28 protein-coding genes are annotated in these 25050 nt (G+C 69.3%); 11 read left to right on the top strand and 17 right to left on the bottom strand.

Annotated elements, in window-relative coordinates; all coding sequences use genetic code 11:
- Positions 1-1352: trehalase-like domain-containing protein (locus D458_RS0131320; RefSeq protein ID WP_239648118.1), on the bottom strand; the 1352-nt coding region annotated here is incomplete at its 3' end.
- Positions 1353-2002: 650 nt separating this feature from the next.
- Positions 2003-2719 carry a class I SAM-dependent methyltransferase gene (locus tag D458_RS0131315; RefSeq protein ID WP_026119863.1) on the bottom strand — a complete coding sequence of 239 codons (717 nt, stop codon included), beginning with the start codon at positions 2717-2719 and terminating at the stop codon, positions 2003-2005.
- 179 nt (positions 2720-2898) lie between these two features.
- On the opposite strand from D458_RS0131315, the gene D458_RS0131310 reads away from it, so the two are divergent.
- The 3 genes from D458_RS0131310 (at position 2899) to hisG (ending at position 5052) form a co-directional block, all read left to right on the top strand.
- Entirely contained in the window at positions 2899-3735 is an 837-nt protein-coding gene (locus tag D458_RS0131310) for an SDR family NAD(P)-dependent oxidoreductase (RefSeq protein ID WP_017590668.1), read from the top strand.
- 108 nt (positions 3736-3843) lie between these two features.
- Positions 3844-4107 (top strand): phosphoribosyl-ATP diphosphatase, encoded by a 264-nt coding sequence (locus tag D458_RS0131305; RefSeq protein ID WP_014913038.1) that lies wholly within the window; start codon positions 3844-3846, stop codon positions 4105-4107.
- A 90-nt stretch (positions 4108-4197) separates the two neighbouring features.
- Positions 4198-5052: an ATP phosphoribosyltransferase gene (hisG, locus tag D458_RS0131300; protein ID WP_017590667.1), complete on the top strand. Its 855-nt coding sequence runs from the start codon at positions 4198-4200 to the stop codon at positions 5050-5052.
- A 234-nt stretch (positions 5053-5286) separates the two neighbouring features.
- On the opposite strand, the gene D458_RS0131295 is transcribed toward hisG, so the two are convergent.
- A complete protein-coding gene (locus tag D458_RS0131295) occupies positions 5287-6771 on the bottom strand; it encodes a cellulase family glycosylhydrolase (protein ID WP_017590666.1) in 1485 nt (494 codons plus the stop codon).
- A gap of 68 nt (positions 6772-6839) precedes the next feature.
- On the opposite strand from D458_RS0131295, the gene D458_RS0131290 reads away from it, so the two are divergent.
- Entirely contained in the window at positions 6840-7421 is a 582-nt protein-coding gene (locus D458_RS0131290; RefSeq protein WP_017590665.1) for a hypothetical protein, read from the top strand.
- Between the two features lie 34 nt (positions 7422-7455).
- On the opposite strand, the gene D458_RS0131285 is transcribed toward D458_RS0131290, so the two are convergent.
- Positions 7456-7860: a DoxX family protein gene (locus D458_RS0131285; RefSeq protein WP_017590664.1), complete on the bottom strand. Its 405-nt coding sequence runs from the start codon at positions 7858-7860 to the stop codon at positions 7456-7458.
- Positions 7861-7977: 117 nt separating this feature from the next.
- Between D458_RS0131285 and D458_RS0131280 the strand changes: the two genes are divergently transcribed.
- Entirely contained in the window at positions 7978-8694 is a 717-nt protein-coding gene (locus D458_RS0131280) for a spermine/spermidine synthase domain-containing protein (protein WP_040703010.1), read from the top strand.
- Here the strand turns inward: D458_RS0131280 and D458_RS34620 are convergent.
- Positions 8670-9338: an HAD-IA family hydrolase gene (locus tag D458_RS34620; RefSeq protein ID WP_017590662.1), complete on the bottom strand. Its 669-nt coding sequence runs from the start codon at positions 9336-9338 to the stop codon at positions 8670-8672. The two genes, D458_RS0131280 and D458_RS34620, sit on opposite strands and share 25 nt — an antisense overlap.
- A gap of 5 nt (positions 9339-9343) precedes the next feature.
- The gene (locus tag D458_RS0131270; RefSeq protein ID WP_017590661.1) at positions 9344-9562 is read right to left on the bottom strand and encodes an EF-hand domain-containing protein; all 219 of its coding nucleotides are present in this window, start codon (positions 9560-9562) and stop codon (positions 9344-9346) included.
- 175 nt (positions 9563-9737) lie between these two features.
- Here D458_RS0131270 and D458_RS0131265 point away from each other — a divergent pair, with 175 nt between their 5' ends.
- Both D458_RS0131265 and D458_RS0131260 read left to right on the top strand, forming a co-directional pair.
- Positions 9738-10970, top strand: coding sequence for a cytochrome P450 (locus D458_RS0131265; protein WP_026119862.1), 1233 nt, complete (start codon positions 9738-9740; stop codon positions 10968-10970).
- Between the two features lie 43 nt (positions 10971-11013).
- A complete protein-coding gene (locus tag D458_RS0131260) occupies positions 11014-11208 on the top strand; it encodes a ferredoxin (RefSeq protein ID WP_026119861.1) in 195 nt (64 codons plus the stop codon).
- 98 nt (positions 11209-11306) lie between these two features.
- Here D458_RS0131260 and pstA read toward each other — a convergent pair whose 3' ends face one another.
- The 7 genes from pstA to trxA all read right to left on the bottom strand — a co-directional run bounded on the left by pstA (position 11307) and on the right by trxA (position 17564).
- Positions 11307-12215, bottom strand: a complete 909-nt coding sequence (pstA, locus tag D458_RS0131255) for a phosphate ABC transporter permease PstA (protein ID WP_017590658.1) — start codon at positions 12213-12215, stop codon at positions 11307-11309.
- Positions 12212-13216, bottom strand: a complete 1005-nt coding sequence (gene pstC / locus D458_RS0131250; RefSeq protein WP_017590657.1) for a phosphate ABC transporter permease subunit PstC — start codon at positions 13214-13216, stop codon at positions 12212-12214. Before pstC ends, pstA begins: the two co-directional genes overlap by 4 nt.
- Before the next feature lie 109 nt (positions 13217-13325).
- Positions 13326-14432 carry a phosphate ABC transporter substrate-binding protein PstS gene (gene pstS / locus D458_RS0131245; RefSeq protein WP_017590656.1) on the bottom strand — a complete coding sequence of 369 codons (1107 nt, stop codon included), beginning with the start codon at positions 14430-14432 and terminating at the stop codon, positions 13326-13328.
- 388 nt (positions 14433-14820) lie between these two features.
- On the bottom strand, positions 14821-15606 hold the full coding sequence (locus D458_RS0131240) for a response regulator transcription factor (RefSeq protein ID WP_017590655.1): 786 nt from the start codon (positions 15604-15606) through the stop codon (positions 14821-14823).
- A gap of 51 nt (positions 15607-15657) precedes the next feature.
- Positions 15658-16530, bottom strand: coding sequence for a phosphate ABC transporter ATP-binding protein PstB (pstB, locus tag D458_RS0131235; RefSeq protein WP_017590654.1), 873 nt, complete (start codon positions 16528-16530; stop codon positions 15658-15660).
- A 191-nt stretch (positions 16531-16721) separates the two neighbouring features.
- Positions 16722-16859: a hypothetical protein gene (locus tag D458_RS36855; protein WP_017590653.1), complete on the bottom strand. Its 138-nt coding sequence runs from the start codon at positions 16857-16859 to the stop codon at positions 16722-16724.
- Positions 16860-17189: 330 nt separating this feature from the next.
- Positions 17190-17564, bottom strand: coding sequence for a thioredoxin (trxA, locus tag D458_RS0131225; protein WP_017590652.1), 375 nt, complete (start codon positions 17562-17564; stop codon positions 17190-17192).
- Between the two features lie 275 nt (positions 17565-17839).
- Between trxA and D458_RS0131220 the strand changes: the two genes are divergently transcribed.
- Both D458_RS0131220 and D458_RS0131215 read left to right on the top strand, forming a co-directional pair.
- Positions 17840-18187 (top strand): YidH family protein, encoded by a 348-nt coding sequence (locus tag D458_RS0131220; protein WP_017590651.1) that lies wholly within the window; start codon positions 17840-17842, stop codon positions 18185-18187.
- Positions 18184-18555 carry a DUF202 domain-containing protein gene (locus D458_RS0131215; RefSeq protein WP_017590650.1) on the top strand — a complete coding sequence of 124 codons (372 nt, stop codon included), beginning with the start codon at positions 18184-18186 and terminating at the stop codon, positions 18553-18555. The genes D458_RS0131220 and D458_RS0131215 overlap by 4 nt, the downstream gene beginning before the upstream one ends.
- A gap of 266 nt (positions 18556-18821) precedes the next feature.
- Here D458_RS0131215 and D458_RS0131210 read toward each other — a convergent pair whose 3' ends face one another.
- The 3 genes from D458_RS0131210 to D458_RS0131200 all read right to left on the bottom strand — a co-directional run bounded on the left by D458_RS0131210 (position 18822) and on the right by D458_RS0131200 (position 21537).
- Positions 18822-19805 carry an NAD-dependent epimerase/dehydratase family protein gene (locus D458_RS0131210; protein ID WP_017590649.1) on the bottom strand — a complete coding sequence of 328 codons (984 nt, stop codon included), beginning with the start codon at positions 19803-19805 and terminating at the stop codon, positions 18822-18824.
- Positions 19806-19902: 97 nt separating this feature from the next.
- Entirely contained in the window at positions 19903-20616 is a 714-nt protein-coding gene (locus tag D458_RS0131205; protein WP_017590648.1) for a PIG-L deacetylase family protein, read from the bottom strand.
- 111 nt (positions 20617-20727) lie between these two features.
- Complete coding sequence (locus D458_RS0131200) at positions 20728-21537, bottom strand: WbqC family protein (RefSeq protein WP_017590647.1); 810 nt, start codon at positions 21535-21537, stop codon at positions 20728-20730.
- 278 nt (positions 21538-21815) lie between these two features.
- On the opposite strand from D458_RS0131200, the gene D458_RS0131195 reads away from it, so the two are divergent.
- Positions 21816-23372, top strand: coding sequence for a glycosyltransferase family 2 protein (locus D458_RS0131195; protein WP_017590646.1), 1557 nt, complete (start codon positions 21816-21818; stop codon positions 23370-23372).
- Between the two features lie 134 nt (positions 23373-23506).
- Positions 23507-23956 (top strand): DUF3817 domain-containing protein, encoded by a 450-nt coding sequence (locus tag D458_RS0131190; RefSeq protein WP_017590645.1) that lies wholly within the window; start codon positions 23507-23509, stop codon positions 23954-23956.
- On the opposite strand, the gene D458_RS0131185 is transcribed toward D458_RS0131190, so the two are convergent.
- Positions 23932-24732 (bottom strand): SURF1 family protein, encoded by an 801-nt coding sequence (locus D458_RS0131185; protein ID WP_017590644.1) that lies wholly within the window; start codon positions 24730-24732, stop codon positions 23932-23934. The two genes, D458_RS0131190 and D458_RS0131185, sit on opposite strands and share 25 nt — an antisense overlap.
- Between the last annotated feature and the right edge of the window lie 318 nt (positions 24733-25050).

The raw sequence follows: 25050 nt of genomic DNA, 5'->3' as shown, positions 1-25050 counted from the left end.
GCCGCGGCCATCACCCCGCCGGTGGGGGTGCACAACCCGCGCAGCGTCAACGCGGACCGGGCGGCGAGGACGCTCTCGGTGTGGGGGAGGTCCAGGCCCTCCACCCAGGACGACCAGTGCCGGGCGGCCTGCTCCTGGCGCTCGGTCTCGGTGTGCTCCTCGGCGGTCAGGGAGTCGGTGCCGCAGCGCAGCTCCAGCACGACCGGGCGCTCCGAACGCGGGTGGACCGTGGCACGGGCGACGTCGTCGGTGCCGTCGTGGTCCACATGCCACTCCACTCCGGGGGAGCGCAGGACGATCGGGAAGTCGGCGCCCTGGACGCGCAGGCCCTCGGGCTCCACCGTGATGCGGATCGGCGCGCGGCCGAAGTCGGGGCGCGGCGCGAACTCGACGGTGGCCGGGGTGACGCCGCCGATCACCCGGACCAGGTCGGTGCGGCCGGGAGCGGTGCCGTGCGCGAGGTAGTCGGTGACCTCCAGGCGGGACCAGCGGGTGCGCACGGTCATGGTCCCGGGCAGGTAGCGCTGGCCGAGGGGGAGTCCGCCGTGGGCGGGGGCGATCGCGAAGACACCGGCCTGGCGGCCGCCGAGGACCTCGGCGAACAGGGCGTTGGAGTCCGGCTCGGGGTGACAGAACCAGGACAGGCGCGCGTCCGGGCCCAGCAGCGCCACGGAGGCCTGGTTGGACAGCATGGACATGCGCTCGATGGGGGTGGGGCGCTCCCCGAAGACCCAGGACCGGCGCTCGGTGGCCAGGAGGGAGAGGAGGGTCGCGGCGGTCGGGGTGTCGGGGACGCGGTGCGAGGCGACCGTGGGCCCCTCGCCGACCCGCACGCCCGCGTCGGCCCCGGTGTTCAGGTTCATGAACACCGGCTCCTCGCCGTCACCGCCGCCGATGTAGAGGATCGCGGTGGCCTCGACCTGCGCGCGCAGGAGTTCCAGGGCGGCGGACTTGTCCGCGGGCGGGGCGTCGGGGCCGGTGCCGGGGTGGCCGGGGTCGATGGTGAGGTCGGTGTCGAACTCGGTGCCGTAGGCGCCCACGAGGCGGACCTCGGCGGGCAGCCGGGAGAGGACGGCCAGGTCGCGCAGCGGGCGGGCGGAGATGACCGCGCACACCGTGCCGGGCAGGTCCGCGAGGTCGCGCAGGGCGCGGACGGCCTCGGGGAGCGGGCCCCGGTGGTCGGAGTCGAGCGGTGCGAGGGCGCCGTCGTAGTCGCAGGTCACGAGGAGCCGCGAGGTGCGGGCGAGGGCGGAGACACGTTGCCGGACGTCGAGGGGCATGGCCTCAAAGGTCGTTTCGGCTGGTCCCTGCGGGACCCCCGGAGCCGCTTTGACCACCTGGGTGAGCGTCACGTTGCCTCCTCCACTGGTCCATTACCGACCTGGGAAAATAGGTGAGATGTAGGACTCCGCGCGCATGTGTCTGGTTCGCATGGGTCTGGTGTGACGAACGTAGACCCAGGGATGATCGCGCGGGATGAGCTGCGGGGGGCTTTGAACAGACCTAAAGGAATATTTAGCGTGCAACCGGATGAACCGGGCATTCGTGCTCTTCCGGAAAAGGTCAGGTCCCCCAGAAGTCAACGCGAGACTACCCGCGCCCCAGTGGTGTGTGTGCACGAGAGGCTCGTGATGCAGATCACAAGTCGGCTTCTGTTCGGAACCGGCCCGGTTCGGCGATCGCTGGAATACGCCCAGGTCACCGCCTTGGCAGTGGTTCCGGGGCGGTCGAACGGGTCGTGACCTCCGACGGGTTCGACGGGGTGCCGTCGGCCACTCTTCGGTGTGCGGGAGGGGTTTCGGGGGCGGGGGACGTTGCGGTAGAACCTCACATTTTACTCAATACGGTCATGAGGTGTTTTTCTACGCCGTTGCCATCGCCCTCACCGGGGCCGGCCGGCTCGCCCTCCTGCCCCCGGACGGACGAAGCCCCGCCCGCGTCCTGTGGAAACTCGCGAAAAGATATCCACAGGCTGTGGGCGGGGCTCGCGTCCCACGTCCGGTCAGGTGCTGGACGACTCCCACTCCGGCTTGCGCAGGTGGTGCACCCACGCGGGCGGGATGTTGGCGAAGACCTTCTCCGAGCCGATCCCGTAACGGTCGATCCAGTCCTGCACGACCCAGCTCGTCCGGGCCTGGCGCAGGTAGTCCTCGCGCCGGGCGATGACGGCCTTGACCTCCTTGGTGTACAGGTACCCGTAGAAGGACAGGGTCCCGCCGGGGCGGAGCACCGTGAAGTAGTAGTCGAGGATTCCACGCACCTGGTCGGCGGTGAAGTTGGCGAACGGCAGACCCGACACGATCACGTCGTAGGTGCGGTCGGTGCCCATCTCGTCCACGAGGCAGGCGTGCACCTCGGCGCTGTCGGCGATCGGCGACAGCACCGGGTCGGTCTCCAGCAGGTGTTCCACGTAGGAGGCGAACTCGGGGTTGGCCTCCACGAGGTCCACGGTGTCGCCCGGGCGCATCGCGGCGGCGATCCCGCGGCTGATGGCGCCGGTTCCGGCGCCGGCCTCCAGGATGCGCAGGGGCTGGTCGGGGTCGGGTCGGAAGCGGACGTGGTCGGCCATGGCGTGGGCCAGCGCGCTACTGCTGGGCACGATGGAACCCGTCGCGTGGAAGGTGCGCAGCGCCTGGCTGAAGAACAGCCTGGTGTCACGCAGACGCTCATCCAACCTGAGGGCGGAAAAGGGTCCGGCAGGGCTCTGAGTCTCGGACATGACTGAACGCTAACGCCTCAGTGTTGTCCGGGGGAGTCCGCGCCGCCCTTTGTCCGGGAAACACCGCGTGGCCATCACCACCGCCGGAACGGGAACCCCGCGCCGCGCCCGCCGGGCGGCCGGCGCGAAAGCGCACTCCGAGCGGGGACGACCGGGATCCGACACCCTACGCTGAGGCCATGAGCGACGCCGCGAAGACCCCTGGCACCCCTTCCTCCGACCACCCGCGGACCGCGCTGGTCACCGGGGCCTCCAGCGGCATCGGCGAGGAGTACGCCCGCAGGCTCGCCCAGCGCGGGTACGCACTCGTCGTGGTCGCACGCCGCAGCGAGCTGCTGGAAGGGCTCGCGGAGGAGGTCCGGGAGCGGTACGGGACCGCGGTCGAGGTGCTCTCAGCCGACCTCGGCACTCCCGAGGGCGTCGCCGCCGTCGCCGAACGGCTGTCCGCGGACGGCACCGGCGGCCCCGCCCCCGTCGACCTCCTCGTCAACAACGCCGGGCGCGGCGACGGCGGCCCCTTCGTCGAACAGGACCCCGACGAGATCGACGCCATGATCGACCTCAACGTCCGCGCCGTCCTCCGTCTGGCCCGCGCCGTCCTGCCGGTCCAGATCGCCCGCCGCGCCGACGGGTACGGCGGCAGGCTCGGCGTGGTGAACGTGTCGTCGATGGCCGGTGAGATCCCCGCGAACCCCGGCGGCTCCGTCTACGGCGCGGGCAAGAAGTTCGTCACGCTGTGGAGCGAGAGCGTCGCCGCCGAGGTGCGGAAACAGGGCGTCCACGTCACCGTCGTCCTGCCCGGCTTCGTGCGCACCGACATGACCCGGGCCGTCCAGGAGCAGGGGCTGCCCGCCTTCGCCTTCGTGCCCAAGGAGCACATCGTCCGTGACTCCCTGGCCGCCTGGTCCGCCGGGCGCGCGGCGGTCATCCCCGGTGCCCAGTACAAGACCGCCGACGGCATCCTGAGGTTCATGCCCCGCCCGCTGGTGCGCGCCGTCGCCCGCCGCATGGCGTGAGCTGGAACACCAGGCCTTCCCACATGCTGAGACTTCCGGTCCCCAGTTGGTCACGGGTAGCCGGAAGCGCCTAGTGTGGTACCGCACTGTCGGTCGAGGAAAGACACCATGAAGACCTTCGAAGAGCTGTTCGCCGAGCTGTCCGAGAAGGCGCGCTCCCGCCCCGAGGGGTCCGGGACCGTCGCCCAACTCGACGCCGGCGTCCATGCCATCGGCAAGAAGGTCGTCGAGGAGGCCGCTGAGGTCTGGATGGCCGCCGAGTACGAGTCGGACGAGCAGGCCGCCGAAGAGATCTCGCAGCTCCTCTACCACCTCCAGGTTCTGATGCTGGCCCGTGGCCTGCGCCTCGAGGACGTCTACAAGCATCTCTAGGCCGGTGTCCGGCGCCCCCTTCCCGGGGCGCCGGCGCACACCGGCCCACCGGACGTCCCCGAAACACACCAGAGCCACGAAGGAACCCCGATGCCCGACATGCTCAGAATCGCCGTGCCCAACAAGGGCCAGCTGTCCGAACCCGCCGTCCAGATGCTGGGCGAGGCGGGGTACCGCCAGCGCAAGAGCAGCCGCGACCTCGTACTGGTCGACCCCGAGAACAACACCGAGTTCTTCTTCCTGCGCCCCAAGGACATCGCCGTCTACGTCGGCGAGGGCATCCTGCAGGCCGGGATCACCGGCCGCGACATGCTGCTGGACTCCGGCGCCCCGGTGGACGAGGTCCTCCCGCTGGGCTTCGGCGGCTCCACCTTCCGCTTCGCGGCACCCGGCGGCGCGCAGATGAAGGTCTCCGACCTCGACGGCAAGCGCATCGCCACCTCCTTCGACGGCCTGCTCCGCTCCTACCTGGACGAGCAGGGCGTCGACGCCCGCGTCATCCACCTGGACGGCGCCGTGGAGAGCTCGGTCCAGCTCGGTGTGGCCGACGCGGTGGCCGACGTCGTCTCCACCGGGACCACCCTGCGCAACGCGGGCATGGAGACCTTCGGCGACCCGATCCTGGTCTCCGAGGCCGTGGTCATCCGGCCCACGGACGCCCCCGAGGACCAGCAGATCGAACTCCTGCTCCGCCGTCTGCGCGGCGTCCTCGTGGCACGCGACTACGTGATGATGGACTACGACGTGCACGCCGAGAAGCTGGAGGCGGCGGTCGCCCTCACCCCGGGCATGGAGGGGCCGACGGTCTCCCCGCTGCACCGCGAGGGCTGGGTCGCGGTCCGTTCGATGGTGCCGCGCAAGGAGGCCCAGCGCATCATGGACGACCTCTGGCAGCTCGGCGCCCGCGCCATCCTGGTCACCGACATCTACGCCTGCCGCCTCTGACGCCCCGGGCCGTCACTGATCGCTGAGGCCCCGAGCCCCGGCCGGAACCACCCTTCCGGTGCGCGCGTCCCACGACGTGTGCGCGCCGAGGGGAAAGCGTGGTTCGGGTCGGGGCTCTCCCCGTCCGGGTTCGCCACGGCCGCCTTCGCTCCGGTGGCCCGGGTGGTCGTCAAGGGGGAGCCGCCGGCGTCGTCGGCCCGGCCTGACCGGGCGCTTTCCGTGTCGGGGAGGCGATCACTCCGGGGCCACGGTCAGGGTGGTCACCTCGCCGTCGGCCGATCCCGGGACGGTGACGTGCAGGACCCGCATCCGCTCGTCCCACCTCGACGTCCAGGCGTCCCTCCCGCCCGGAGTGTCCACGGTCAGCTCGAACCCTGCTCCGGGGCCCGCGCCGAAGACGTCCTCGGGCAGGTACAGCTCGGTGGCCCCGGACACCTCCGAGCGCTCGGTGTAGCGCACCGACAGCGTGGCACTGGCATCGTCGTAGCCCAGCTCCAGGGGATCACCTGCCACCGTGCGCGGGTAGGCCCGGTTCATCACGTCGGCGAGCGGTCCGGGGGTGAGCTCTTCACCCTCTTCCCGGCTCTCCCACGGGCCCCAGCCGTCGTGGTCGTTGGACCAGTACACGCGCCCGGACGCCATGGCCTCGGTCTCCTCCAGCATCCGCCTGACGAACTCCGGCGCACCAGCTCCGGACATGTCCAGACCGAACTCGCCCAGGACGATCGGCGCCTCCATGCGCTCCCCGACCAGTCGGACGTTGTGCGACCACAGGTCGACGCTGCTGTCGATCCGCTCCTTGGCCTCACCCTCGTAGGGCTGCCCCAGGTCCATGGGCAGCGCGTACATGTGCGGAGCGTAGGCGATCCTCGGTTCGCCCTCGCGCGGGTCGTCGAGGTGGGGCAGGGACGAGGGCAGCCCCCAGTTCACGCCCACCGCCTGGCCCTCCAGGAAGATCCACGATTCCTGGTCGACCAGGCGGATCCGCTCCATGCACCGGCGGTAGAGCTCGGCGAGGGGCCCGGCCTCGAAGTCGGCGCCCTGGAGGCTGCCGCCGAAGGGTTCGTTCATGAGGTCGTAGCCGATCACCGCCGGATTGCCGGAGAACCGGGCGGCCACGTGGCCCCAGGCGTCGGCGTAGGCGTCCATCAGCTCCGGATGCTCGCCGGTGGTGCCCCAGAAGTGGTCGAAGGCCCGCACGACCCCGGGCTCCAGGTAGACGAGCTCCCACGTCTCCTGGCTCTCCACCCGCAGTCCGTCGTTGTGGGTGGCCCACTCGGGTGCGCCGTTGCCGGAGTGCTCCTCGGGACTGGTGTAGCGGCCGTACAGGTCCTGGTGCATGTCGAGCAGCACGTGGTACCCGCGGTCGGCGTACCACTCGACCCGTTCGTCGACGGCGTCCAGGTAGGCCTCGTCGTAGACGCCCTCCTCCGGCTCCAGGGCCTGCCACTGGATGAGGAGGCGAACGAAGTTCGTGCCCATGGCGTCGTACTCGGCCTGGACGTCCTCCTCGGTGATCCACGGCAGCCCGTCGGGGTCGCTCTTGGCCGAGCCGGAGGTGTTGAGGCCGTGGAGGAAGAGCGCCCGTCCCTGGCTGTCGGTGAGGTACCGGGTGGGGCCCGGGGTGTGGCGGGTGGCGGTGGCGACGAGGCCGCCGAGCACCAGAACGAGGACGGTCAGGACAGCCGTGACGAGCCTGCGCTTGTCGGTGCGCTGCATCTCGCTCCTGGGGGTAAGGCGGGGAGGGTGGAGCAGAGGGATGTGGCAATGAGACCTGGATCACTATCATGCAGAGGGTGAATGCTCTTCGCAATAGCCCCCGTGCCCCCAGCGAACCCGCCCCCCACAACGTCCTGACCCTCGTCGTCGCCGCGGCCGCTCCTCTGCTCACCTGTGCGCTCTTCGGCAGCGCCGCCTTCCTCACCTGGCTGGGCGCCCGTGCCGCCTGGCTGATGCTGCCCACGTCGCTGGGCGTGCCCTTCGCCTTCCCCCGGCTCACCTTCCGTCCCCTGGTGGGCCAGCCGGGCTGGCACCTGGGGACCGAACTCCTCGCCGCCGTGGTCCTGGCCGCCGTCGCCGCCTGGTGGGTGCACCGGGCGCTGCTGCGGCGCCCCGGGGCCGACCCGTGGCGGCTCCTGCTCTCCGCCTGGGCCGGGACGCTGCTCGGCCTGGCCCTGGCCAACGCCCTGCGCGCGGTCGCCGCCGTCCTGGCCGCGGGCGCGGGACCGCTGCCGTTCCTCTCCTACGCCTTCGCCGGAGCGCTCACCGGCGTGCTGTGGGCGCTCTGCCTGGGCTGGGTGTGCGCGGTGCCGGTGGCCCTGGTCCACCGGTTCACCGCACGCACACGCTCCGAACCCGCTCCGGCCTGATCAGGCCGGAGCGGCGACCGGTCACCTCGGAGGCTCAGGCCCCGGCCTCCGGCCCGGGACGGGACTGGAGCGCGGCCCAGATCAGCGGAATCTGGAGCGGGACACGGCCCCAGGCGAGGACCTTGTTGTCGGCCACCGCCGGCAGGCGACCGGAACCGGAGTCCAGTGCCATCCGGACGTTGGCCGGCCACACGGCCAGCAGCAGGGCCGCACTGGCAGGGCCGGCCCACTTCCGACGGGTCAACAGGCCCGCGCCGCAGACGAGTTCGACGGCGCCGCTGCCGTACACGAACGCACGGTGGGCGGGCAGCCGGCGCGGCATGATCGCCTCGAACGGCTCGGGGGCGACGAAGTGCAGCACTCCGGCCCCGACGAACAGTCCGCCCAGGGCGAGCGGGGCGGCCCCGCGCAGCTTCTCCAGGCGTCGGCCCATGGTCATGAAGACTCCTCTCGTGGCGCGCCGGGACCTAACCTACTCACCGGTAAGGAAGTGGTTCCGCACCGGCCCGCTCCCAGACGCAGCGGGCCGGGCCGTTTCGAGGGCACAATGTGGGACATGAACCAGCGAACGCGAGACCTCGCCCCCGCACTCGAGGGCGAGACGGTCACCCTGGCCCGGGTGACCGGTGAGACCGGCGGCGACCTGGTGTTGCGCCGGGTGGGCGCCCATTACGAGATCTACTCCAACGGGCTCTTCCTCATGGACACCCGGGACGGGACCTCCGAACGCGAGATGGTGCGCGCGAGCCTGGCCCAGCTCCCCGCGGGCCGCTCGCACGCCCGTGTGCTGGTCGGCGGACTGGGCGTGGGCTTCTCCGCCCGTGAGGCCCTGGACGACCCCAGGGTGTCCAGTGTCGAGGTGGTGGAGCTCGAACCCCAGGTGATCGCCTGGCACGACGACGAGCTCGGTGAGGCCGCCGAGTACGTGCACCGGGACCCGCGCTGCCGTATCCACAACGCCGACATCGTCGCCTGGCTGGAGAAGGCCTCCGCCGCGGAGAAGCCCCGCCGCTACGACGTCATCTGCCTGGACACCGACAACGGCCCGGACTGGACCGTGGTCGAGAACAACAACCGCCTCTACGAGGCGGCCGGGCTGGAACAGCTCACCCGCCTGCTGGCCCCCGGCGGTGTGCTCTCGTTCTGGAGCGCCAACACCGTGGACAGCTTCGAGGAGCTGCTGCGGAGCCGCTTCGGTTCGGTGGAGGTCGTGGAGGTGGTGGTCGCCCGGGGTGTCCCGGACACCGTCTACCTCGCCTCGGACCCGCTCTGACCCGGCCCCGGTCCTGAGCCGGCGGGCAGGAACGACTCCAGGAGTTCACGGACGTCGTCCAGCCCTCGGTAGTGGACCCCGGCCAACCCGGCCTCGCGGGCCGCGGCCACGTTCTCGGCGCTGTCGTCCACGAACAGCACGGAACCGCCGCGGCCCTCGTCCCCCAGGCGGTCCAGCGCGACACGGTAGATCCGCGGGTCCGGCTTGGCCACGCCCACCCGGGAGCTGTTGACCACACCGGTCGCGCAGTCGTCCAGTCCCAGTGCGGCCAGATCGGACTCCAACCGGCTGGTCGCGTTGGAGACCAGGAACACCGGCGCCACACGCCCCACACGGCGCAGCAGCGCGGCCAGCTCGGCGTTGACCCCGGGGACGATCGCGGTCCAGTCGGCGACCACAGCGCGGGCCCGCTCCGGGGAGCACCAGCGGTCGGCCAGCGCCGCCGCGATCCCCTCACGCCACTCCTCGTCGCTCACCGCGCCCGTGATCGCGGGCAGCAGGTGATCGGGGTGGAAGGCCGTGGCCGCCAGGGTGCCCTCGGGGAGCCCGTGGGCGCGGTCCACCCCGGCCATGCCGCCGCCCGCGGGCCAGAGACGCAGAACGCCGTCCACATCGCAGAGGACGGCGCGGAACGGGGCCTCCACCCGGCTCAGCTCTGGTTGCGGGACATGTAGCGGGCGAACTCCTCCAGGGAGATCCGCTGGTCGCCGTCGCCGTCCATCGCGCGCACGACCTCGGCGGCCTGCTCGTCGGTGGTCCGATCGCCCAGGTTGCGCATCAGAGAGGCCAGCTCCTGGGCGGAGATGAGGCCGTCGCCGTCGGTGTCGACGAGGGCGAAGGTGGCGGCGTAGTCGGTGGTCTCGGCCATCGGTGGCTCTCCGGATCTGCTGGGGAACGGGCTCGCGCCAGGCTATCGGGGTCCGTCCTCCGGGGGCCAGTGGGACCGGGCGCCGGGGTTGTCCACAGGCCGGGGTCCGGGCGATTGACTTGAATATGCCCGCGTGCGTCAATGGGAACGCAGAGTGACCCACCAGGAGGCGCGTGTGGCACCCAGGACGGATCAGCACGAGGACACCGACGGCTTACCCGACTTCCCCTTCTCCAGGCCCGACGCCGTCGCACCGCCCTCCGAGTGGGCGGAGCTGCGCGAGGGGTGCCCCATCGCCGACGTCCGGTTGGTCAGCGGAGACCGGGCGCTGCTCCTCACCCGCATCGACGACGTCCGCCAGCTTCTGAAGGACCCCCGTTTCGGCCGCCAGCTGGACCCCGCCAAGGGCGCCGCGCGGTTGTCCACCGCGGACGAGGGCACCGTCTTCACCGGTAGCGCCGACGTCGAGGACCTCATGACCGGAGGGGACCACCCCCGGTGGAGGCGCCTGGTGGGCCGGGCGTTCACCGCGCGGCGGGTCAACGGCCTGCGCCCGGGGATGCGCGCCGTCGCCGAGGCCTGCGTGGACCGGATGCGCGAGAACGGGAACACCGCCGACCTGGTGTCGGAGTACGGGTTCCCGATCCCCGTCCAGGTGATCTGCGCGCTGCTGGGCACCCCGCCCGAGGACGTGGACCGGTTCTCCTACTGGTCCGAGACCATGCTCAGCGAGACCAAGTACGACCAGGACGAGATCCTCGCCGCCCAGGCCGAGTTCGCCGAGTACATGCTGGGCCACATCGCCGACAAGCGCGCCCGGCCCGGCGACGACCTGCTCAGCGAACTGGCCTCCGGTACCGGTGACGCGTGGATGAGCGACGAGCAGCTGATGGTCACCGGGATCGGTCTGCTCGTCGCCGGGCACGAGACCACCGCCAACATGATCGGCAAGATGGTCACCATGCTCCTGGCGGACCGCTCGCGGTGGGAGGCGCTCCTGGCCGACCGGAGCCTCGTCCGTACCGCGACCGAGGAGTCCCTGCGGATGGACGCCAACATGGGGGTCGGCCTGCCGCGCTTCGTCACCGAGGAGACCACGCTGCCCAGTGGCGAGGTCTGCCCGCACAGCACCGTGATCAGCAGCCTGTCCGCCGCGAACCGGGACCCCCGCGCCTTCGAGGACCCGGACCGGATGGACCTGGGCCGCTCGCCCAATCCGCACATCGCCTTCGGCGCCGGGGCGCACTCCTGTATCGGACAGGCGCTGGCCCGCACCGAGCTCCAGGTGGCCCTGGAGGTCCTGTTGGAACAGCTGCCCACCCTGGACCTGGCCGTGCCGGTGTCCGAACTGCAGACCCGTTCCGGGGTGATCGTCGGCGGCCTGGCCGAGCTCCCGGTCCGCTGGTGACCACGGTGGGGGAAGAGGGGAAATGACACGAATGAGCGACGGGATGCGGGTCGAGGTGGACCGGGACCTGTGCTGCGGCGCGGGCCAGTGCGCGCTGATCGTGCCCGAGGTGTTCGACCAGGACGAGGACGACGGCCTGGTGGTCCTGCTGGAGGACGCCCCGGGCCGGGAGCACGAGGAGGCGGTCCGCGAGGCGGGCGCCGTCTGCCCGACCGGGGCGATCACGGTCTCCGGCTGAACCCGGTCCGAAGGGCGCGGGAGCGGACCGGAACACGGAAAAGGGCCGCGCACCCGCCCGAACGGCGGTGGCGGCCCTTCCGCTGTGGAGACAGCCGGTCAGTGGGAGCCGGTGGAAGCCTTCGAGCCGATCCAGCGGGCGACCACGGTGAACGCCAGCACCAGCACGAACAGGCACAGCGCGGCGCCCCAGGCACGGTCGACGCCGGCCTCGAAGGGCTGGGCGGCGCCCCGGTACAGCTGGATGGGGACCGCGCCCTGCGCACTGCCCTGGAAGGCCGTCACGACCAGGCCGGAACCGAAGGCGGTCAGCAGCAGCGGCGCCGTCTCACCGATGCCGCGGGCGATCGCGAGCATCGAACCGGTGGTCAGGCCGGGAGCCGCGGCGGGCAGGACCGTGTGCACGATCGTCTGCCACTTGCGGGCGCCCAGGCCGTAGCTGGCGTTGCGCATCTCGTTCGGGACGAGCCGGAGCATCTCCTCCGCGGACCTGGTCACGATGGGCAGCATCATCACGGCGATGGCCACCGCGCCCACGAAGGTACCGAAGCCCATGCCGCCCCAGCCGATCACCAGCAGGCCGTAGACGAACAGACCCACGAAGATCGACGGGATACCCGTCATCACGTCGGTGAAGAAGCGGATCGCCGAGGTCATCCGGTTGGGGCCGTACTCGACGATGTAGACGGCCGTGGCGATACCGAACGGGATCGACATCACGACGGCCAGCGCCATGATGTAGAGCGTCCCGAAGAAACCGGCCGCGTAGCCGCCGCCCTCACGCCGGGGCGGGGGCTCGGTCTGGGTGATGAAGTCCAGGTTGACCACGCCGATGCCGCGCCGGGTCACCTCGAAGACGATGAGGACCAGCGGGATCATGGCGATCACCATCGCCGCGGTCAGTACCACGGTGGCGCTGCGGTCCTTGAACCGTCGGAAGGACGAGCCCGGGGCCCGGTGGTTCAGCGGAACGTGCTTGCTCGGAGGGGTCGAGGTCATGGTGCTCATACGGCGGCGTCTCCCGTCATGCGCCCCAGCCGCCAGACGATGACGCGGGCGAGGATGTTGACGATCATCGTGACCAGGAACAGGGCGACACCGATCGCCATCAGGGCGGTCCTGGCCTCCGGGGAGGCCTCACCGAAGGTCGCGGCGATGTGCGAGGCCATGCTGCTGCCGGTGCCGAACAGGCTCGCTCCCCAGGCCTGGGAGCCGCCGATCAGCATCAGGACCGCGATGGTCTCGCCCAGCGCGCGTCCCAGACCGAGCATCGCCGCGGCGACGATGCCGGAGAAGCTGGCCGGCAGGACCACGTGGCGCAGGACCTCCCAGCGGGTCGAGCCGAGGGCGTAGGCGGCCATCCTCTGGTCGATCGGGTGCACCACGATGACCTCGCGGATGATGGCGGTCATGATCGGCAGGATCATGATGGCCAGCACGATTCCGGCCGCCAGGTAGCCGACGCCGCGAACCGGTCCCTCGAAGAGGAAGAACCAGCCGAGCACGCCCTCGAGGAGCTCGAAGAAGGGGCGGAGCACGTTCGGCAGGAACCAGTGCAGTCCCCAGAGGCCGAAGATGACGCTCGGCACCGCGGCGAGCAGCTCCACCGTGTAGGAGAGCGGCTTGGCCAGGCGGCGCGGCGCCAGGTGAGTGAGGTAGAAGGCGACCATGATCGCGAGGGGGAGCGCGATCACGATGGCGATGGTCGAGGTCACCAGGGTGCCGTAGATGAACGGCCAGGCACCGTAGGTACCGGTGATCTCGGACCGGGAACCGCCGGAGGTCCACTCGTCACCGAAGAGGAAACCGAAGAAGCCCTCCTTGGCGAAGACGGGCCAGGCCTCGGAGGTGGTGCGCAGGACCATCAGCGCCAGGAGGACCAGCACGATGGTGCCGCAGGCCGTGACGGCCCACTTGAAGAGGGGGTCGGCCATCCTCCCCTTGCTGGACCTCAGTGTGCCCCGCCGGGGTTCCTCCGGGGCCGGGGCCTCGGGGGCCTCAGTGGACATGGTGCGTCTCCTCTTGATGGCTTTCGTGGGAGTGGGAGAGCAGGTCGGCCCTCAGCGGGGCCGGGGGGAGAGGGCCGGGGTGCGCGTGCACCCCGGCCCGGTGGAGTTGCTACTCGTCGGAGCCGTTCTCGGAGTTGGTCTTCTCCAGCTCGGCGATGACGCGGTCGGTCAGGTCCGGACCGAGGGGCGCGTAGCCCAGCTCACCGGCGAGGTCCTGGGCGCCTTCGTCGGTCAGGGCCCAGGTCCAGAAGTCGATGATGGCGTCGGCGTTGGCCTGGTCGTAGCCGCAGGTGTAGGTGAAGATCCAGTTGGTGCCGGCGATCGGGTAGCCCTCGCCACCGATGTTGTCGATGGAGAACTGGAAGTTGTCCGGAACCTCGGCCTCCTCGGAGGCGGCGATGGTGGACTCCAGGGTCGGCTCGATCGGGGTGCCGTCGGCGTTCACGATCGAGGCCACGGCCAGGTCGGCCTCCTGGGCGAAGGACTGGTTGACGTAGCCGATGCCGCCGGGGTTCTGGCTGATGCCCTGCGCCACACCGTCGTTCTGCTGGCCGCCGACCAGGCCGGAGGCCCAGTCGAGCTCCTTGCCCTCGCCGTACTCGTCCGCCCACGACTCGACCTCGGTGGTGAGGTAGTGGGAGAAGACCGCGGTGGTGCCGGAGCTGTCGGAGCGGTGGACCGGGACGATCTCGTCGCTCGGCAGGTCCATGTCCGGGTTGAGCTCGGCGATCGCCGGGTCGTCGAAGGTGGTGATCTCGGTCGAGTAGATGTCCGCGATGGTCTGCGCGTCCAGGACCAGACCGTCGAGGTCGGGGTTGCTGAAGGCGATGACCACGGAGCCGAACACGACCGGGAACTGGACGGCTTCGCAACCGCGGGCGTCGGCGGCGGCGGCGAGGTCCTCCTCGCTGAGGTATTCCTCGGAGGAACCGAAGTCGACGGTCTGCTCCAGGAACTGCTCGACACCGGCGCCGGAACCGACGCTCTGGTAGTTGATGTCGACGCCCTGCTGGACGTCGCTGTTGTAGGTGTAGATCCAGTCCTGGAAGAGGGGATCGGGGAAGCTGGCACCCGCGCCGGTCAGTGACGCGCTGAGGTCACCGCCGCCACCGCCGCCGTCGGCATCGTCGCCGTTGTCACTGCCGCCGTTGCTGCACGCCGCCGCGAGCAGGGGGATGGCCGCCAGAACGGCGAGCTTGGAACGCCCGTTGCGCATGTCGTAGTTCTCCTCGTTGAATCACCGCTGTCGGGGCTGACGTAAAACGACACTAAGCGCGGAGAAAGGCGTGGTGTCATCGAAATGAAGGACATCCGGTAGAAGGCGGGTGAATGGCGAGTGAATGGCGGTCACTATTTGATAACGACACCTGTGTGTGGTGGTGCGTGTGACTGTGTGTGACGCTGGAGGGTGCGTTCTGACCTGCCTGTATGACGGAGGTCTCGGGTTCTCGGCGGTAGCACGACGATCGGGTAAGTGACAACTGCGAGTTCTTGCCACTTCACCCGGGCGTTGGTCTGGGAAAATGTGACCCGTACATGAACGACGGGCCTCTCCGGTGTTTTCCGGAGGGCCCTCGAAAAAGCACGGGAATCCCTACGTGCGCTTACCCGCCGTTCGCCGTGTCGAGCCGGTATCCGATGCCCCGGACCGTGTGGATGAACCGGGGCTGTGACTCGGAGTCGCCCAGCTTGTGCCGCAGACGGCGGATGTGGACGGCGATCGTGTTGTTCACCGGGGGGAGGGGCTTGCGCCAGACCTCGGTCCACAACTCCTCGCGGCTGACCACTCTTCCGCTGTGTCTGAGCAGGAAGTCCATGATGCCGAACTCCCGCAGGGCCAGGTTGACCGGCTGTCCGTCCACGAACAGCCGGTGTCCCAGGGCGTCCAGTTCCAGGTCGCCCGAACGGAGCGCCACCGGTCCGCCGGTGCCCGGTGTCGGAACCCCCTCCGTCCCCGGCAGCGAACCGCGCAGCAGCGCGGCGAGTTCGGGGATGCGGTAGGGGCGGTTCACACAGGCGGTGGCACCCGCGCCCAGCGCCCGCATCGCCCGCTGCGAGTCACCCGGGCCCACCCCGATCAGGATCGGGATGTCCATGGCCCGCCGGGTCACCCGCACCAGCGTCTCCAGGTCCACCTCGGGCGGGGCCGCGTTGGTCAGCAGCGTGTCCGGGCGGACCATGCCCACCCTGAGCAGGGCCTCGGCTCCGTCCACACAGACCGTGATGTCCACGTCGTGGCCGCTCAGGGAGAGCACCAGCTGATGCGACTGCTCCGACTCCGGCTCCACCAGCAGAACCCTCAGCGGGCCCTCCGTCCGCTGTACCCGCACCTCTTCGTCCGGCGCGCCCGAAGGAGGGGGGACCGGTACGGAGGAGGTGAGCGCGGGCATGGGCGGGTCCACTTCGTCGAAGGGGGGCGAGGGCGGGAAAGCTCGGCCTGGTTACCCGAAACGGCCCGAGATGTAGTCCTCGGTGCGCTGGTCGGCGGGCTTGCTGAAGATCGTCGCCGTCTCGTCGAACTCGACGAGGCTGCCGTAGCGGTCGCCCGCGTCGTCCACGCCGGCGGTGAAGAACGCCGTGCGGTCCGAGACGCGGGCCGCCTGCTGCATGTTGTGGGTGACGATGACGATCGTGAACTCCGCCGCCAGCTCGTACATCAGGTCCTCGATCTTCAGCGTGGCGATCGGGTCCAGAGCCGAGCAGGGCTCGTCCATGAGGATGACCTCGGGGTTCACCGCGATGGTGCGCGCGATGCACAGGCGCTGCTGCTGGCCGCCGGAGAGGGCGAAGGCGCTCTCCTTCAGCTTGTCCTTGACCTCGTCCCACAGCGCGGCCTTGGTGAGGGTCTCCTCGACCAGGTCGTCCATGTTGCCGCGGAGACCGTTGATCCGCGGGCCGTAGGCGATGTTGTCGTAGATGGACTTGGGGAACGGGTTGGGCTTCTGGAAGACCATCCCGATCCGGCGGCGGACCTCGATCGGGTCGACCTCGGAGGCGTACAGGTCCTCGCCGTGGTAGGTCACCTTGCCCTCGACCCGCGCCCCCGGGATGAGGTCGTTCATCCGGTTGAGGGTGCGCAGGACCGTGCTCTTGCCACAGCCGGACGGGCCGATCATCGCGGTGATCTGGCGCGGCCCCACCTTCAGGTTCACGTCGCGGACGGCCTTGTTGGCCCCGTAGTAGATCGACAGGTCGGAGATGTCGAAGACGGGGTCGCCCAGGCCGGGGACCTCACGGTTGTACCGGACGGTGTCGGGTGCGATGCCGCGGCCGGACTCGGTGCCTCGCGGGGTCGCGGTGTTGCTGACAGACATGGGGCCACTTCCGGGTCGGACGGAGCTCGGTGTGCACGTGGGGGTGAAACCCGCGTAGCGCGGTGAATACCCATGCAAATATGTCCGCATGAAGGCCGGGTGAACGAACCCCGTGGGCAAGGTGAACGTGGGCGGTGGAGTGGGAAGCCTCCGATGACGTTTCGGTGTCGTCCCCGCTCCCGGACGGGGTCTCAGACGGTGACCACCAGGTCGGGGCGGGTCCGGCGCAGGTGGTCCAGCAGCTGGTGCGAGGAGCCGATCCGGTCCAGGTTCATCAGCAGCACCGGGCGGGTGGACGCGCCGAAGCCCCACTTGCGCTCGCCCGCCATGAGCAGCCGGGCCCAGGAGGGCAGCCGTGTCTCGTGTGTCCACCCGGTACAGGTGGACCTCGATGAGCGTGAAGTGGCGCTTGCCGCTCTTGGCCCGGTGCGAGCCGAGGTGGTGGACGTCCTGCCGGGCCCAGGTGCGCGCGGTCGCCGCGGAACCACCACTTGGGTTCCTGGGTGAAGGTGATCCCTCCCCCGTCCACCATCGGTGACGCCACGGGGCTCGGGTACCGCGGCCAGGGGGTGAACGCGACCGCCCCGACGCTTCCGTGCCGGCGGGCATCGGACGTCGGGGCGGTCGGGTCAGGCTCAGAGGTGGAGGAGTCCGAGCTCCTACTGGGCGGTCTCGCCGCTCTGCTCGGAGACCTTCTTCTTGACTTCCTCCATGTCCAGCTCCCGGGCCTGGGTGATCAGGCTCTCCAGGGCCTCCGAGGGGAGGGCGCCCGGCTCGTTGTAGATGACCGTCTGGTCGCGCACGATCATCAGGGTCGGGATGGACTGGATCTTGAACTCGAAGGCGAGCTCGCGCTGGGCCTCGGTGTCGACCTTGGCGTGCACGATGTCCTCGTGCTTCTCCGAGGACTTGTCGAAGACCGGGGCGAACTGGCGGCAGGGACCGCACCAGTCAGCCCAGAAGTCGATCAGGACGAAGCTGTTGTCCTTCAGCGTTTCCGCGAAGTTGTCTTTGGTGAGTTCGACGGTGGACACGTGGTCTCCTGCTCTTGGTTCGTCTTGTTGGTGTCGACCGGTGGCCAACTGCCATCCTCTTGGGTGCTACAGCGGTAGTGCCCACTCGTTTGTTCCACATGCATCGAAGGCGGTTCGCGTACGCCTCGTGGCCTGGTGATTTCCAACGCAACACGTGTTACATACCGGTTTGGGAGGAAAGACCGCCCGCGGTTACTGTCGGTTGGTGGGACACGGGTTCATTGTCGTGACCAGAGCTCCTGTTGTGGGCCGAACGCCGAAAACCGGGGGGACCGATGAGCGCCGAGGCGCCCGAGAGCGGCGACGGGGTCGACTACCGCTTCACCCTTGCCAACGAACGTACCTTCCTGGCATGGATCAGGACCGCGCTGGCCCTGCTGGCGGGCGCGGTCGCGGTGCTCCACCTGCTCCCCCTGGAGTGGGACGAGACACTGCGTACCGTGGTGGGCCTGATCCTGGCCGTGCTCGCCGCTGTCGTGACCGTGTACGCTCCGCTGCGCTGGTACCGCGTACAACGCGCCATGCGCCGTGGCGAGGGGCTGTCGATGAGCGTCCTCCCCCTGGTCACCACGTTCGCCGTGGGACTGGTGTGTCTACTGGTTCTGGTGGGGAACCTGTTGTGAAACCGAACGACGGATGGCGGGACCCGGGCCTCCAACCCGAACGCACGCTGTTGTCCTGGCAGCGCATGCTGATCCTGCTGGTCGTGGTGGGCCTGCTCTACCTGCGGGGGCCGCTCGAACCCGGTTCCACCGCGGTGCCCGAGGTCGCACCGGTTCTCCGGGTGGGCGTCATGGCCTTCACCCTGCTGCTGGGCGCGGGGCTGGGACTGCACCTGTGGGCGCGGTGGAGGCGTACCGGGCACGGACTGCGCGAACCGGAGACGGGACGGCCGCCGTTGAACCTGGCCCGTCCCTGGGCGATGGTCCTGCTGAGCGCGGGCGTCCTCGCCCTGACCGTGGTCGTGCTGACGACGGTGCTCGTACCGTGAACCGGCGTCCCTGAGCAAGCGGTATGCCCTGTGTACGGGCGTGGCCTCCGGCCGAGGCGAAGGGGACCGGGCGTCCGACTCCCTGCCCTCACACGGGCGGCGGGTTCGTCGGGTCCATGAGGCGGGGACCGGGCCTCGTGGCGTCCCTCCCTGCTGCGCTGCTTCTCCTACTGCGCCGTTCCTGCCGCGCTTCTACCGCACCGGTGTGCGGGGAGGGGACCGCCGGGGTGGCGGGCGCCCGGGGGCGTCCTCCCGCCAGTGGCTGTTCAGACCGGTTCCGGGACCGAGTGGGCCGAACGGCGGTGCTGGACGATGGAGTCGATGATGTCGTTCAGGTCCCGCGTCGGCTCGTAACCGATCAGACGCGCGGCCAGTGAGGTGTCGGGGTAACGGCGCTGCATGTCCTCGTACCCCTCCCCGTAGGCCTGTTCGTAGTCCACGTAGGTGATCGCGCTCGTGGAACCGGTCAGCTGCACGACGCGGTCGGCGAGCCCCTTGATCGAGATCTCCTCGCGGCCGCCCAGGTTGACCGCCCGGTTGTAGGCCTCGGGAGTGTCCATCAGCCTGGTCAGCGTGGGGACCACGTCGTACACGGAACCGAAGCAGCGGCGCTGCGTTCCCGTTCCGTAGACGGTGATGGGCTCGTTCGACAGGGCCTGGTCGACGAATCGGGGAACGACCATCCCGTACCTGCCGGTCTGCCGCGGTCCCACCACGTTGAAGAAACGGGTGATGACGCAGGGCACGCCGGACTCCACGCCGTGGACGTAGGCGACCAGCTCGTCCAGGCCCTTGGCCGCGGCGTAGGACCAGCGGCTCTTGGTCGGCGAGCCGTAGATCCGGTCGTCGTTCTCCTTGAGGCCGTCGGCGTCGTTCTTGCCGTAGACCTCGCTGGTCGAGGCGATCATGTACGGGACGCGGTGCTTGACCGCGGCCTCCACGACGTTCTCGGTGCCGTGCAGGTTGATCCGCAGTGAGCGGAGCGGGTTGTCGACGATGTTGTAGACGCCCACCGCGGCGGCGAGGTGGAAGACGGCGTCCGCCTCCGCGACGAGTTCGTCGACCAGTTCGCGGTCGAGGATGTCTCCCTGGACGAAGCGGAACGCGGTAGAGCCCTCCAACTGGGACAGATTCGACAGGGAACCTGTCGAGAGGTCGTCGAGCACGATGACCTCGTGGCCCTGCGCGACCAGGTGATCGCATAGGTGAGAGCCGATGAACCCGGCTCCACCGGTGATGACAGCCTTCATGGTTTCCCCTCCACTACGGGCGGTGTAGGTGTTCTGTTCTTCACGGGGGATGGGTCTTCGTGTGACAGGTGGGGAGTTCGTGCACCGTCGGAGTCGGTCAGGCCAGACAGCGCAGGACGTGGTAGCCCTCGCCGAGGGCCACTCCGGCCTGCATGCCCCTGAGGACGGCGAGGCTGCGCAGGGTGAGTTCGGAACGGGTGTGCGGGTGCTCGTGGCTCTGTGAGCCGTAGAGCTCCATGCCCTCCAACTTGGCGGCCAGGTCCTCCTCCTCGAGCTCGACGATGAGGTTGGGGGAGTCCACGGCCTCGGTCCGCCACTGGTCGGCGGCCTCCTCGTAGGCCAGCACCAGAGAGGGATGGTGGCGCAGGCGGGTGTTCGAGGGCCGCAGCGCGGTGTGCGCCGCTTCCGCGGCGGCCTGGTGGTCCTGGTTGTAGCTGGTGCTGTGCGGTACGAGCACCACCGTGGGCTTCAGACGCGCGATCGAGAGCGGGCTCTCCCGCTCGATCAGCTGCGTCAGGTCCACCCTGGGGACGGAGTCCAGCCTCAGGTGGTGCGTGTCGCCTGGCAGGGCCATGTGCCAGTCGTCCCAGCGGAAGTGCTCGGAGGCCTTCTTGATCTCGGTGTAGCGCTCCTCGGCGGTCGAGAAGCCCTTCGGGGACTGGTCCGCGGTGTCGCCGACCGTCAGGAACTGCACGAAGACCTCCGCGCCCGCGCGCTTGGCCTTGTGCATCAGGCCGCCGCAGCCGAGGGTCTCGTCGTCGGGGTGGGGGGAGTAGACCAGGAGGCGCTCCTGTGACCAGTCCGTCGTCATGCCGGTTTCCTGTCCTTTGCCGAAAATGGAGGGCGATCGGTTGTTACCCGGGCCGTCGGGACCACTGCGCCCGATGACTCGGGCGGGCGGTGTCCCGCGCACTGATCGAGGTCAGTCGCGGGATCTTGCCTGTCGGAGCACGTGCAGCGCGTCCGGTCCGGCGTTGAGTAGGAGATCGATCGCCGACAGGCGAGGCACGAATTCGTCGGCGGGTCCACGTGTGTGCTGCTGGTACACCGGGTGGTTGAAGCCCTGCCACTCGATGTCGACCCCGTGGCGGTGCATGATCTCGGGGTCCAGGTAGTCCCTCGCGCCGTCGCCAGAGAGCATGGTGTCCGCTCCGGCCTTGGCGCAGATCTGGGCGAGCAGCTCGCTCTTGTGCCCGGGGAAGTCCCCGAGCTCGCTGGCGCGCAGGATGGGTGTGTCGATCCCGAATCCGCGTGTCAGCAGGCGGGTGGTCGCTATGGCCAGGTCTGCGAGGTCCTCCCACTCGGTTTCGTACAGCTGGGCGATTTCCTCTCGGTAATCGACCCAGTACGGTGCCTTGCGGTAACAGTGTTCAGCGAGTGCCCTGTAGTGCTTTTTGCTCCATTTCTGTGTGTTGTCTATCTTTTTGTCGCGGATGCGCTCGTCGCGGCTCGCCTGGGTGACGGGCACGGTAAGCAACACCGGCTTGCCTGGGCCGGCGACGTAGTTTCGGTTCTGCCAACCACGACGTTCGAACTGAACCGTGTCAAGCATGATGAACCGGTCGGAACGGTCAATCTTGTCGATCAACCCCAGCCAGGGCCAGTAGTGCGGTTGGTGGACCGCCGCCCGGACGCGGGCGCTGTCATGGCTGGTCGAAGCGGCGCGCCTGTGGTCAGACTCCGAGGTGTCGTGGGCAGGATCTGGCGAGGGGGATCTCGAGTCGCCGATCACGCCGGGCGTTCTCCTTCTCTCGTCGGGTGATGTTCGGCGAGGATTTACCTGAAGCCTGCACGGCCTTGAATAAACCGGGGGTGGAACCACCTCCGGCACCTCGCCTCAAATATCTTCTAATGGGTACCACCTCACGCAAGCCCATGTATACGATTTGCGTGGCCTACATAGGACGCGAACTCGGGTGAACCTGCCGGTTGTGTAGGGCGTCAACCTAACGCCGACTTTGCGGGTTAATGTCGGTCCGAAACCGATAACTTTCGGAGGGTCCTGGGGCTGTGCGTATCGTGCGTTTCGTCGGCGGGTTGCTGACCGGGTTGATAGCCCTGGTCCTGGCCGTCGCACTCTTTGTCTACTGGTTCGACTTCGCGTCGTCCATGGCCGCCGCCGCGGGGATCGGGGCGCTGGGCTACGTCTTCCTGTGGATGGCCTTCGGCCTGAACCTGCTGCTGTGGACCGTGATCGGCCTGCTCAGGTTGGCCGAGGGCGGTGCGCGCGCGGCCCTCCGCCGAAGGCCGGAGGACCTCCAGCGGAAGGCGGTCGCCGGCGGCCGTGAACGGGAGCGGGTCCTCGTCGGCGCGGGCCGCGGCGGAGGCGACCTCGCCCTGACCGAGGGCGAATCCGAACCCGGGTCCACCGGGGGCGGTGCCGTCGACACCGCGGCACCCGGCGGCGCCCTGACCCCGGACGCCCTCCCGGACGTCACCATCGCGGTCATCATCCCGGCGCACAACGAGGAGCCGGTGATCGACACCGCGATCTCCTCCGCGCTGGGCCTGTTCAACCGCTGGGACATCTACGTCGTCTCGGACTCGTCCAAGGACGCGACCGCCGATATCGCGGCGAAGACCGGGGTGAACGTCCTCGAGCTGCTCACCAACCGGGGCAAGGCCGGGGCCATCGAAGCGGTCATCGAGGAGTTCTCGTTGACCGAAAACTACGACGGTGTCCTGATTCTGGACGCTGACACCGAGCTCGACGCAGGATACGTAGAGGGTGCCAAACGTCAACTGCTCGACCAGGAGGTGGCCGCTGTCGCGGGGTTCGTCGTCTCGGAGTGGAAGCCGAAGGAACGCAACGTCATCGGGCGGATCATCTCGGCCTACCGGGACCGCCTGTACTTCATGCTGCAGTACTTCATGCGTTTCGGGCAGACCTGGAAGCGGACCAACGTCGCCTTCATCGTCCCGGGCTTCGCGAGCGTGTACCGCAGCCGCGCCCTCAGGGAGATCACCGTCAACCCGCCGGGGCTGGTGATCGAGGACTTCAACATGACCTTCGAGGTGCACCGCAAGCGCCTCGGCCGGATCTCTATGCGCCCGGACACCAAGGCCTACAGCCAGGACCCGTTCACGTTCCGGGACTACCGGAAACAGGTGAGCCGCTGGACCCTGGGCTTCTGGCAGACGGTCCGGCGCCACAAGGTGTGGCCGAGCTTCTTCTGGGTGGCCCTGGCCCTGTACATCTTCGAGGTCGTGCTGGTCTCGGTGCTCTTCCTGGTCACCGTGGCGATCGCGGTGTTCGTACTGCTGGGGACGGTCGGCGGGGACGCGGTGGCGGGGCTGCCGTACTTCTCCGACGGGTTCACCGCGGTGACGGCCTTCCTTCCGCTGACCGCCCTGGCCATCGGCCTGTTCATCCCCGACTACATGCTCACCTGCGTCATGACCATGATCCGGCGGCGGCCGTCGTACCTCTTCTACGGCCTGTTCTTCTTCCCGATCCGCGTCGTGGACTCCTACCTCGCCCTGCGCATGATCCCGAAGGCGTGGACGGCCGAGTCCGACGGCCGGTGGAGCAGCCCCACCCGGGTCGCCAACAGGGACAAGAAGTAGGCCGGTCCGGTAGACCCGTTTCGACCTGCGTAGATGTGAGATTGTCCGGGCACGGTCACCCCGGGGACCCGCCGTGCCGGACAGCACTTAGCCTCGATGGAGGGACCCGACCCTCCTCGGGGCGAAGTCGTTGAATGGGTGAAGTCGCTGTGGACAAGAGGCGTGTTTCGTTCGCGTTGTACCGGGTGCTCGCGTACATCACGGGTGTTTTCCTGCTGGGCCTGACCTTCGTGGCCATGCCCGCGAAGTACCTGGTCGGTGAGACCTCGATGTTCGCCCTGGTCGGCGCCCCCGAGGGCTGGGAGCACTGGTTCGGCCCCGAGTCGCCGCTGATGCTCTACGTCGCGATGCCGCACGGCTACATCTACATGGCCTACGTGCTGGTCGTCCTGTGGGTGTCCCTGGACCGCCGCTGGGGCGCCGGCCGCACCCTGGGCGTGGTGCTCGCGGGCACCATCCCGATCCTCGGCTTCGTGGTCGAGCACCGGGTGGTCAAGAGCGAGAAGGCCAAGGAGTCGGCGGCCGGGCAGGCCGCGGGCAACGCCGCGTCGGACGGGGCTCAGGAGCCCGCGACCGCGGGCTGATCCGTGTCCTCGCCGTTCTCCTCCGAGGCCCCGCCCGTCTTCCGGGTGCGGGCCTCGGCCAGTTCGCGGCGCATGAGGATGATCCAGAAGACCACGGCGGAGACACCGAACATGGCCCACTGGACGGAGTAGCTGAGGCTGCGCCAGTTGATCGTGAACTCCGTGGGCGGCTCGGGCGGCGGCAGCGGAGTGAGCCCGTCGACGGCGGGCTCGTGTTCGGGCAGGGTGACGTAGGCCGCGTAGAGCTGGTAGTCCCACTCGCCGACCAGGACGGACGGGGCGATCCGTTCGACCGTTCCCGTCTCGGGGTCGCCCATCGGGACGAAACCCTCCGAGGCATCCTGCGGAGGCTGGAGCCAACCGGTGACGGTGACGTCGCCCGCGGGCGGTTCCGGCAGGTCGGTTCCGTCCTCGGACCAGCCCCGGCTCACGGGTACGGCCACGCCCTCCTCGGTGACGAGGGGGAGGATCACCGCGTAGCCCTCCACCCCGTCGAGGCGCTGGGGGACGAGGAGCTGGGCGCCCGCGTCGAAGTGCCCGGTGGCCTCGACCGCGGTGTTCGCGGTGAGGTTCGGATGCAGGTAGGCCCCGGGTTCGCCGAGTTCGGTGACGGACACGGCGTCGGCCAGGTCCTCCACCGGGTTGGTGATGACGTCGCGGTCGGGTTCGAAGGCGCGCGTGAACTGCCAGTAGGTTCCGGCGACACACACGGCGGCCACGAGAACGGCCGCGAGGTGGAGGCCGAGCCAGCGCGGGCTGAAGAGCGGTGATCTCACCCGACCAGGCTATGTCCGCTCTCCGAGCGCCTGCTCATGACCCCGGGTTGACGATGCCCACAGCCGCTTGGCGCTTCCACGCCCCAGGAATGGCGATCACTTTAAGTAATTCTCCGTGACAGAGGGTTGTTCTTCGTGGGTGTGGTGGGTAGTGTCTCTATCAACGCGGAACGACAAGATCGCTTCCACGTGGCAGACCTTTAAGGCCGCGACTCCAGGGGGGAGGAGTCGCCGGCCGCTTCCCAGAGCGAGGGTTGCCTCCGTACTTTGAGGGGGGATGCGGAGGCGACCCTCGCCACCTCGTAGACGGGGCGGGTC

Source organism: Nocardiopsis ganjiahuensis DSM 45031 (genome assembly GCF_000341085.1).
GTDB classification, from domain to species: Bacteria; Actinomycetota; Actinomycetes; order Streptosporangiales; family Streptosporangiaceae; genus Nocardiopsis; species Nocardiopsis ganjiahuensis.
The sequence above is the reverse complement of the archived record's forward strand: the minus strand, read 5'-3'. Positions and strand labels throughout refer to the sequence as shown.

What these genes read in the sequence shown, in the direction of transcription:
- D458_RS0131240 (WP_017590655.1), bottom strand. Translation starts at nt 15,606, where the DNA reads ATGCCCGCGCTCACCTCCTCCGTACCGGTCCCCCCTCCTTCGGGCGCG.
- hisG (WP_017590667.1), top strand. Translation starts at nt 4,198, where the DNA reads ATGCCCGACATGCTCAGAATCGCCGTGCCCAACAAGGGCCAGCTGTCC.
- pstA (WP_017590658.1), bottom strand. Translation starts at nt 12,215, where the DNA reads ATGAGCACCATGACCTCGACCCCTCCGAGCAAGCACGTTCCGCTGAAC.
- D458_RS0131295 (WP_017590666.1), bottom strand. Translation starts at nt 6,771, where the DNA reads ATGCAGCGCACCGACAAGCGCAGGCTCGTCACGGCTGTCCTGACCGTC.
- D458_RS0131220 (WP_017590651.1), top strand. Translation starts at nt 17,840, where the DNA reads ATGAGCGCCGAGGCGCCCGAGAGCGGCGACGGGGTCGACTACCGCTTC.
- D458_RS0131315 (WP_026119863.1), bottom strand. Translation starts at nt 2,719, where the DNA reads ATGTCCGAGACTCAGAGCCCTGCCGGACCCTTTTCCGCCCTCAGGTTG.
- D458_RS0131270 (WP_017590661.1), bottom strand. Translation starts at nt 9,562, where the DNA reads ATGGCCGAGACCACCGACTACGCCGCCACCTTCGCCCTCGTCGACACC.
- D458_RS0131280 (WP_040703010.1), top strand. Translation starts at nt 7,978, where the DNA reads ATGAACCAGCGAACGCGAGACCTCGCCCCCGCACTCGAGGGCGAGACG.
- pstB (WP_017590654.1), bottom strand. Translation starts at nt 16,530, where the DNA reads ATGTCTGTCAGCAACACCGCGACCCCGCGAGGCACCGAGTCCGGCCGC.
- D458_RS0131260 (WP_026119861.1), top strand. Translation starts at nt 11,014, where the DNA reads ATGCGGGTCGAGGTGGACCGGGACCTGTGCTGCGGCGCGGGCCAGTGC.
- pstS (WP_017590656.1), bottom strand. Translation starts at nt 14,432, where the DNA reads ATGCGCAACGGGCGTTCCAAGCTCGCCGTTCTGGCGGCCATCCCCCTG.
- D458_RS0131310 (WP_017590668.1), top strand. Translation starts at nt 2,899, where the DNA reads ATGAGCGACGCCGCGAAGACCCCTGGCACCCCTTCCTCCGACCACCCG.
- D458_RS0131285 (WP_017590664.1), bottom strand. Translation starts at nt 7,860, where the DNA reads ATGACCATGGGCCGACGCCTGGAGAAGCTGCGCGGGGCCGCCCCGCTC.
- pstC (WP_017590657.1), bottom strand. Translation starts at nt 13,216, where the DNA reads ATGTCCACTGAGGCCCCCGAGGCCCCGGCCCCGGAGGAACCCCGGCGG.
- D458_RS0131190 (WP_017590645.1), top strand. Translation starts at nt 23,507, where the DNA reads ATGGGTGAAGTCGCTGTGGACAAGAGGCGTGTTTCGTTCGCGTTGTAC.
- D458_RS0131305 (WP_014913038.1), top strand. Translation starts at nt 3,844, where the DNA reads ATGAAGACCTTCGAAGAGCTGTTCGCCGAGCTGTCCGAGAAGGCGCGC.
- D458_RS36855 (WP_017590653.1), bottom strand. Translation starts at nt 16,859, where the DNA reads ATGGCGGGCGAGCGCAAGTGGGGCTTCGGCGCGTCCACCCGCCCGGTG.
- D458_RS0131210 (WP_017590649.1), bottom strand. Translation starts at nt 19,805, where the DNA reads ATGAAGGCTGTCATCACCGGTGGAGCCGGGTTCATCGGCTCTCACCTA.
- D458_RS0131290 (WP_017590665.1), top strand. Translation starts at nt 6,840, where the DNA reads ATGCAGAGGGTGAATGCTCTTCGCAATAGCCCCCGTGCCCCCAGCGAA.
- D458_RS0131205 (WP_017590648.1), bottom strand. Translation starts at nt 20,616, where the DNA reads ATGACGACGGACTGGTCACAGGAGCGCCTCCTGGTCTACTCCCCCCAC.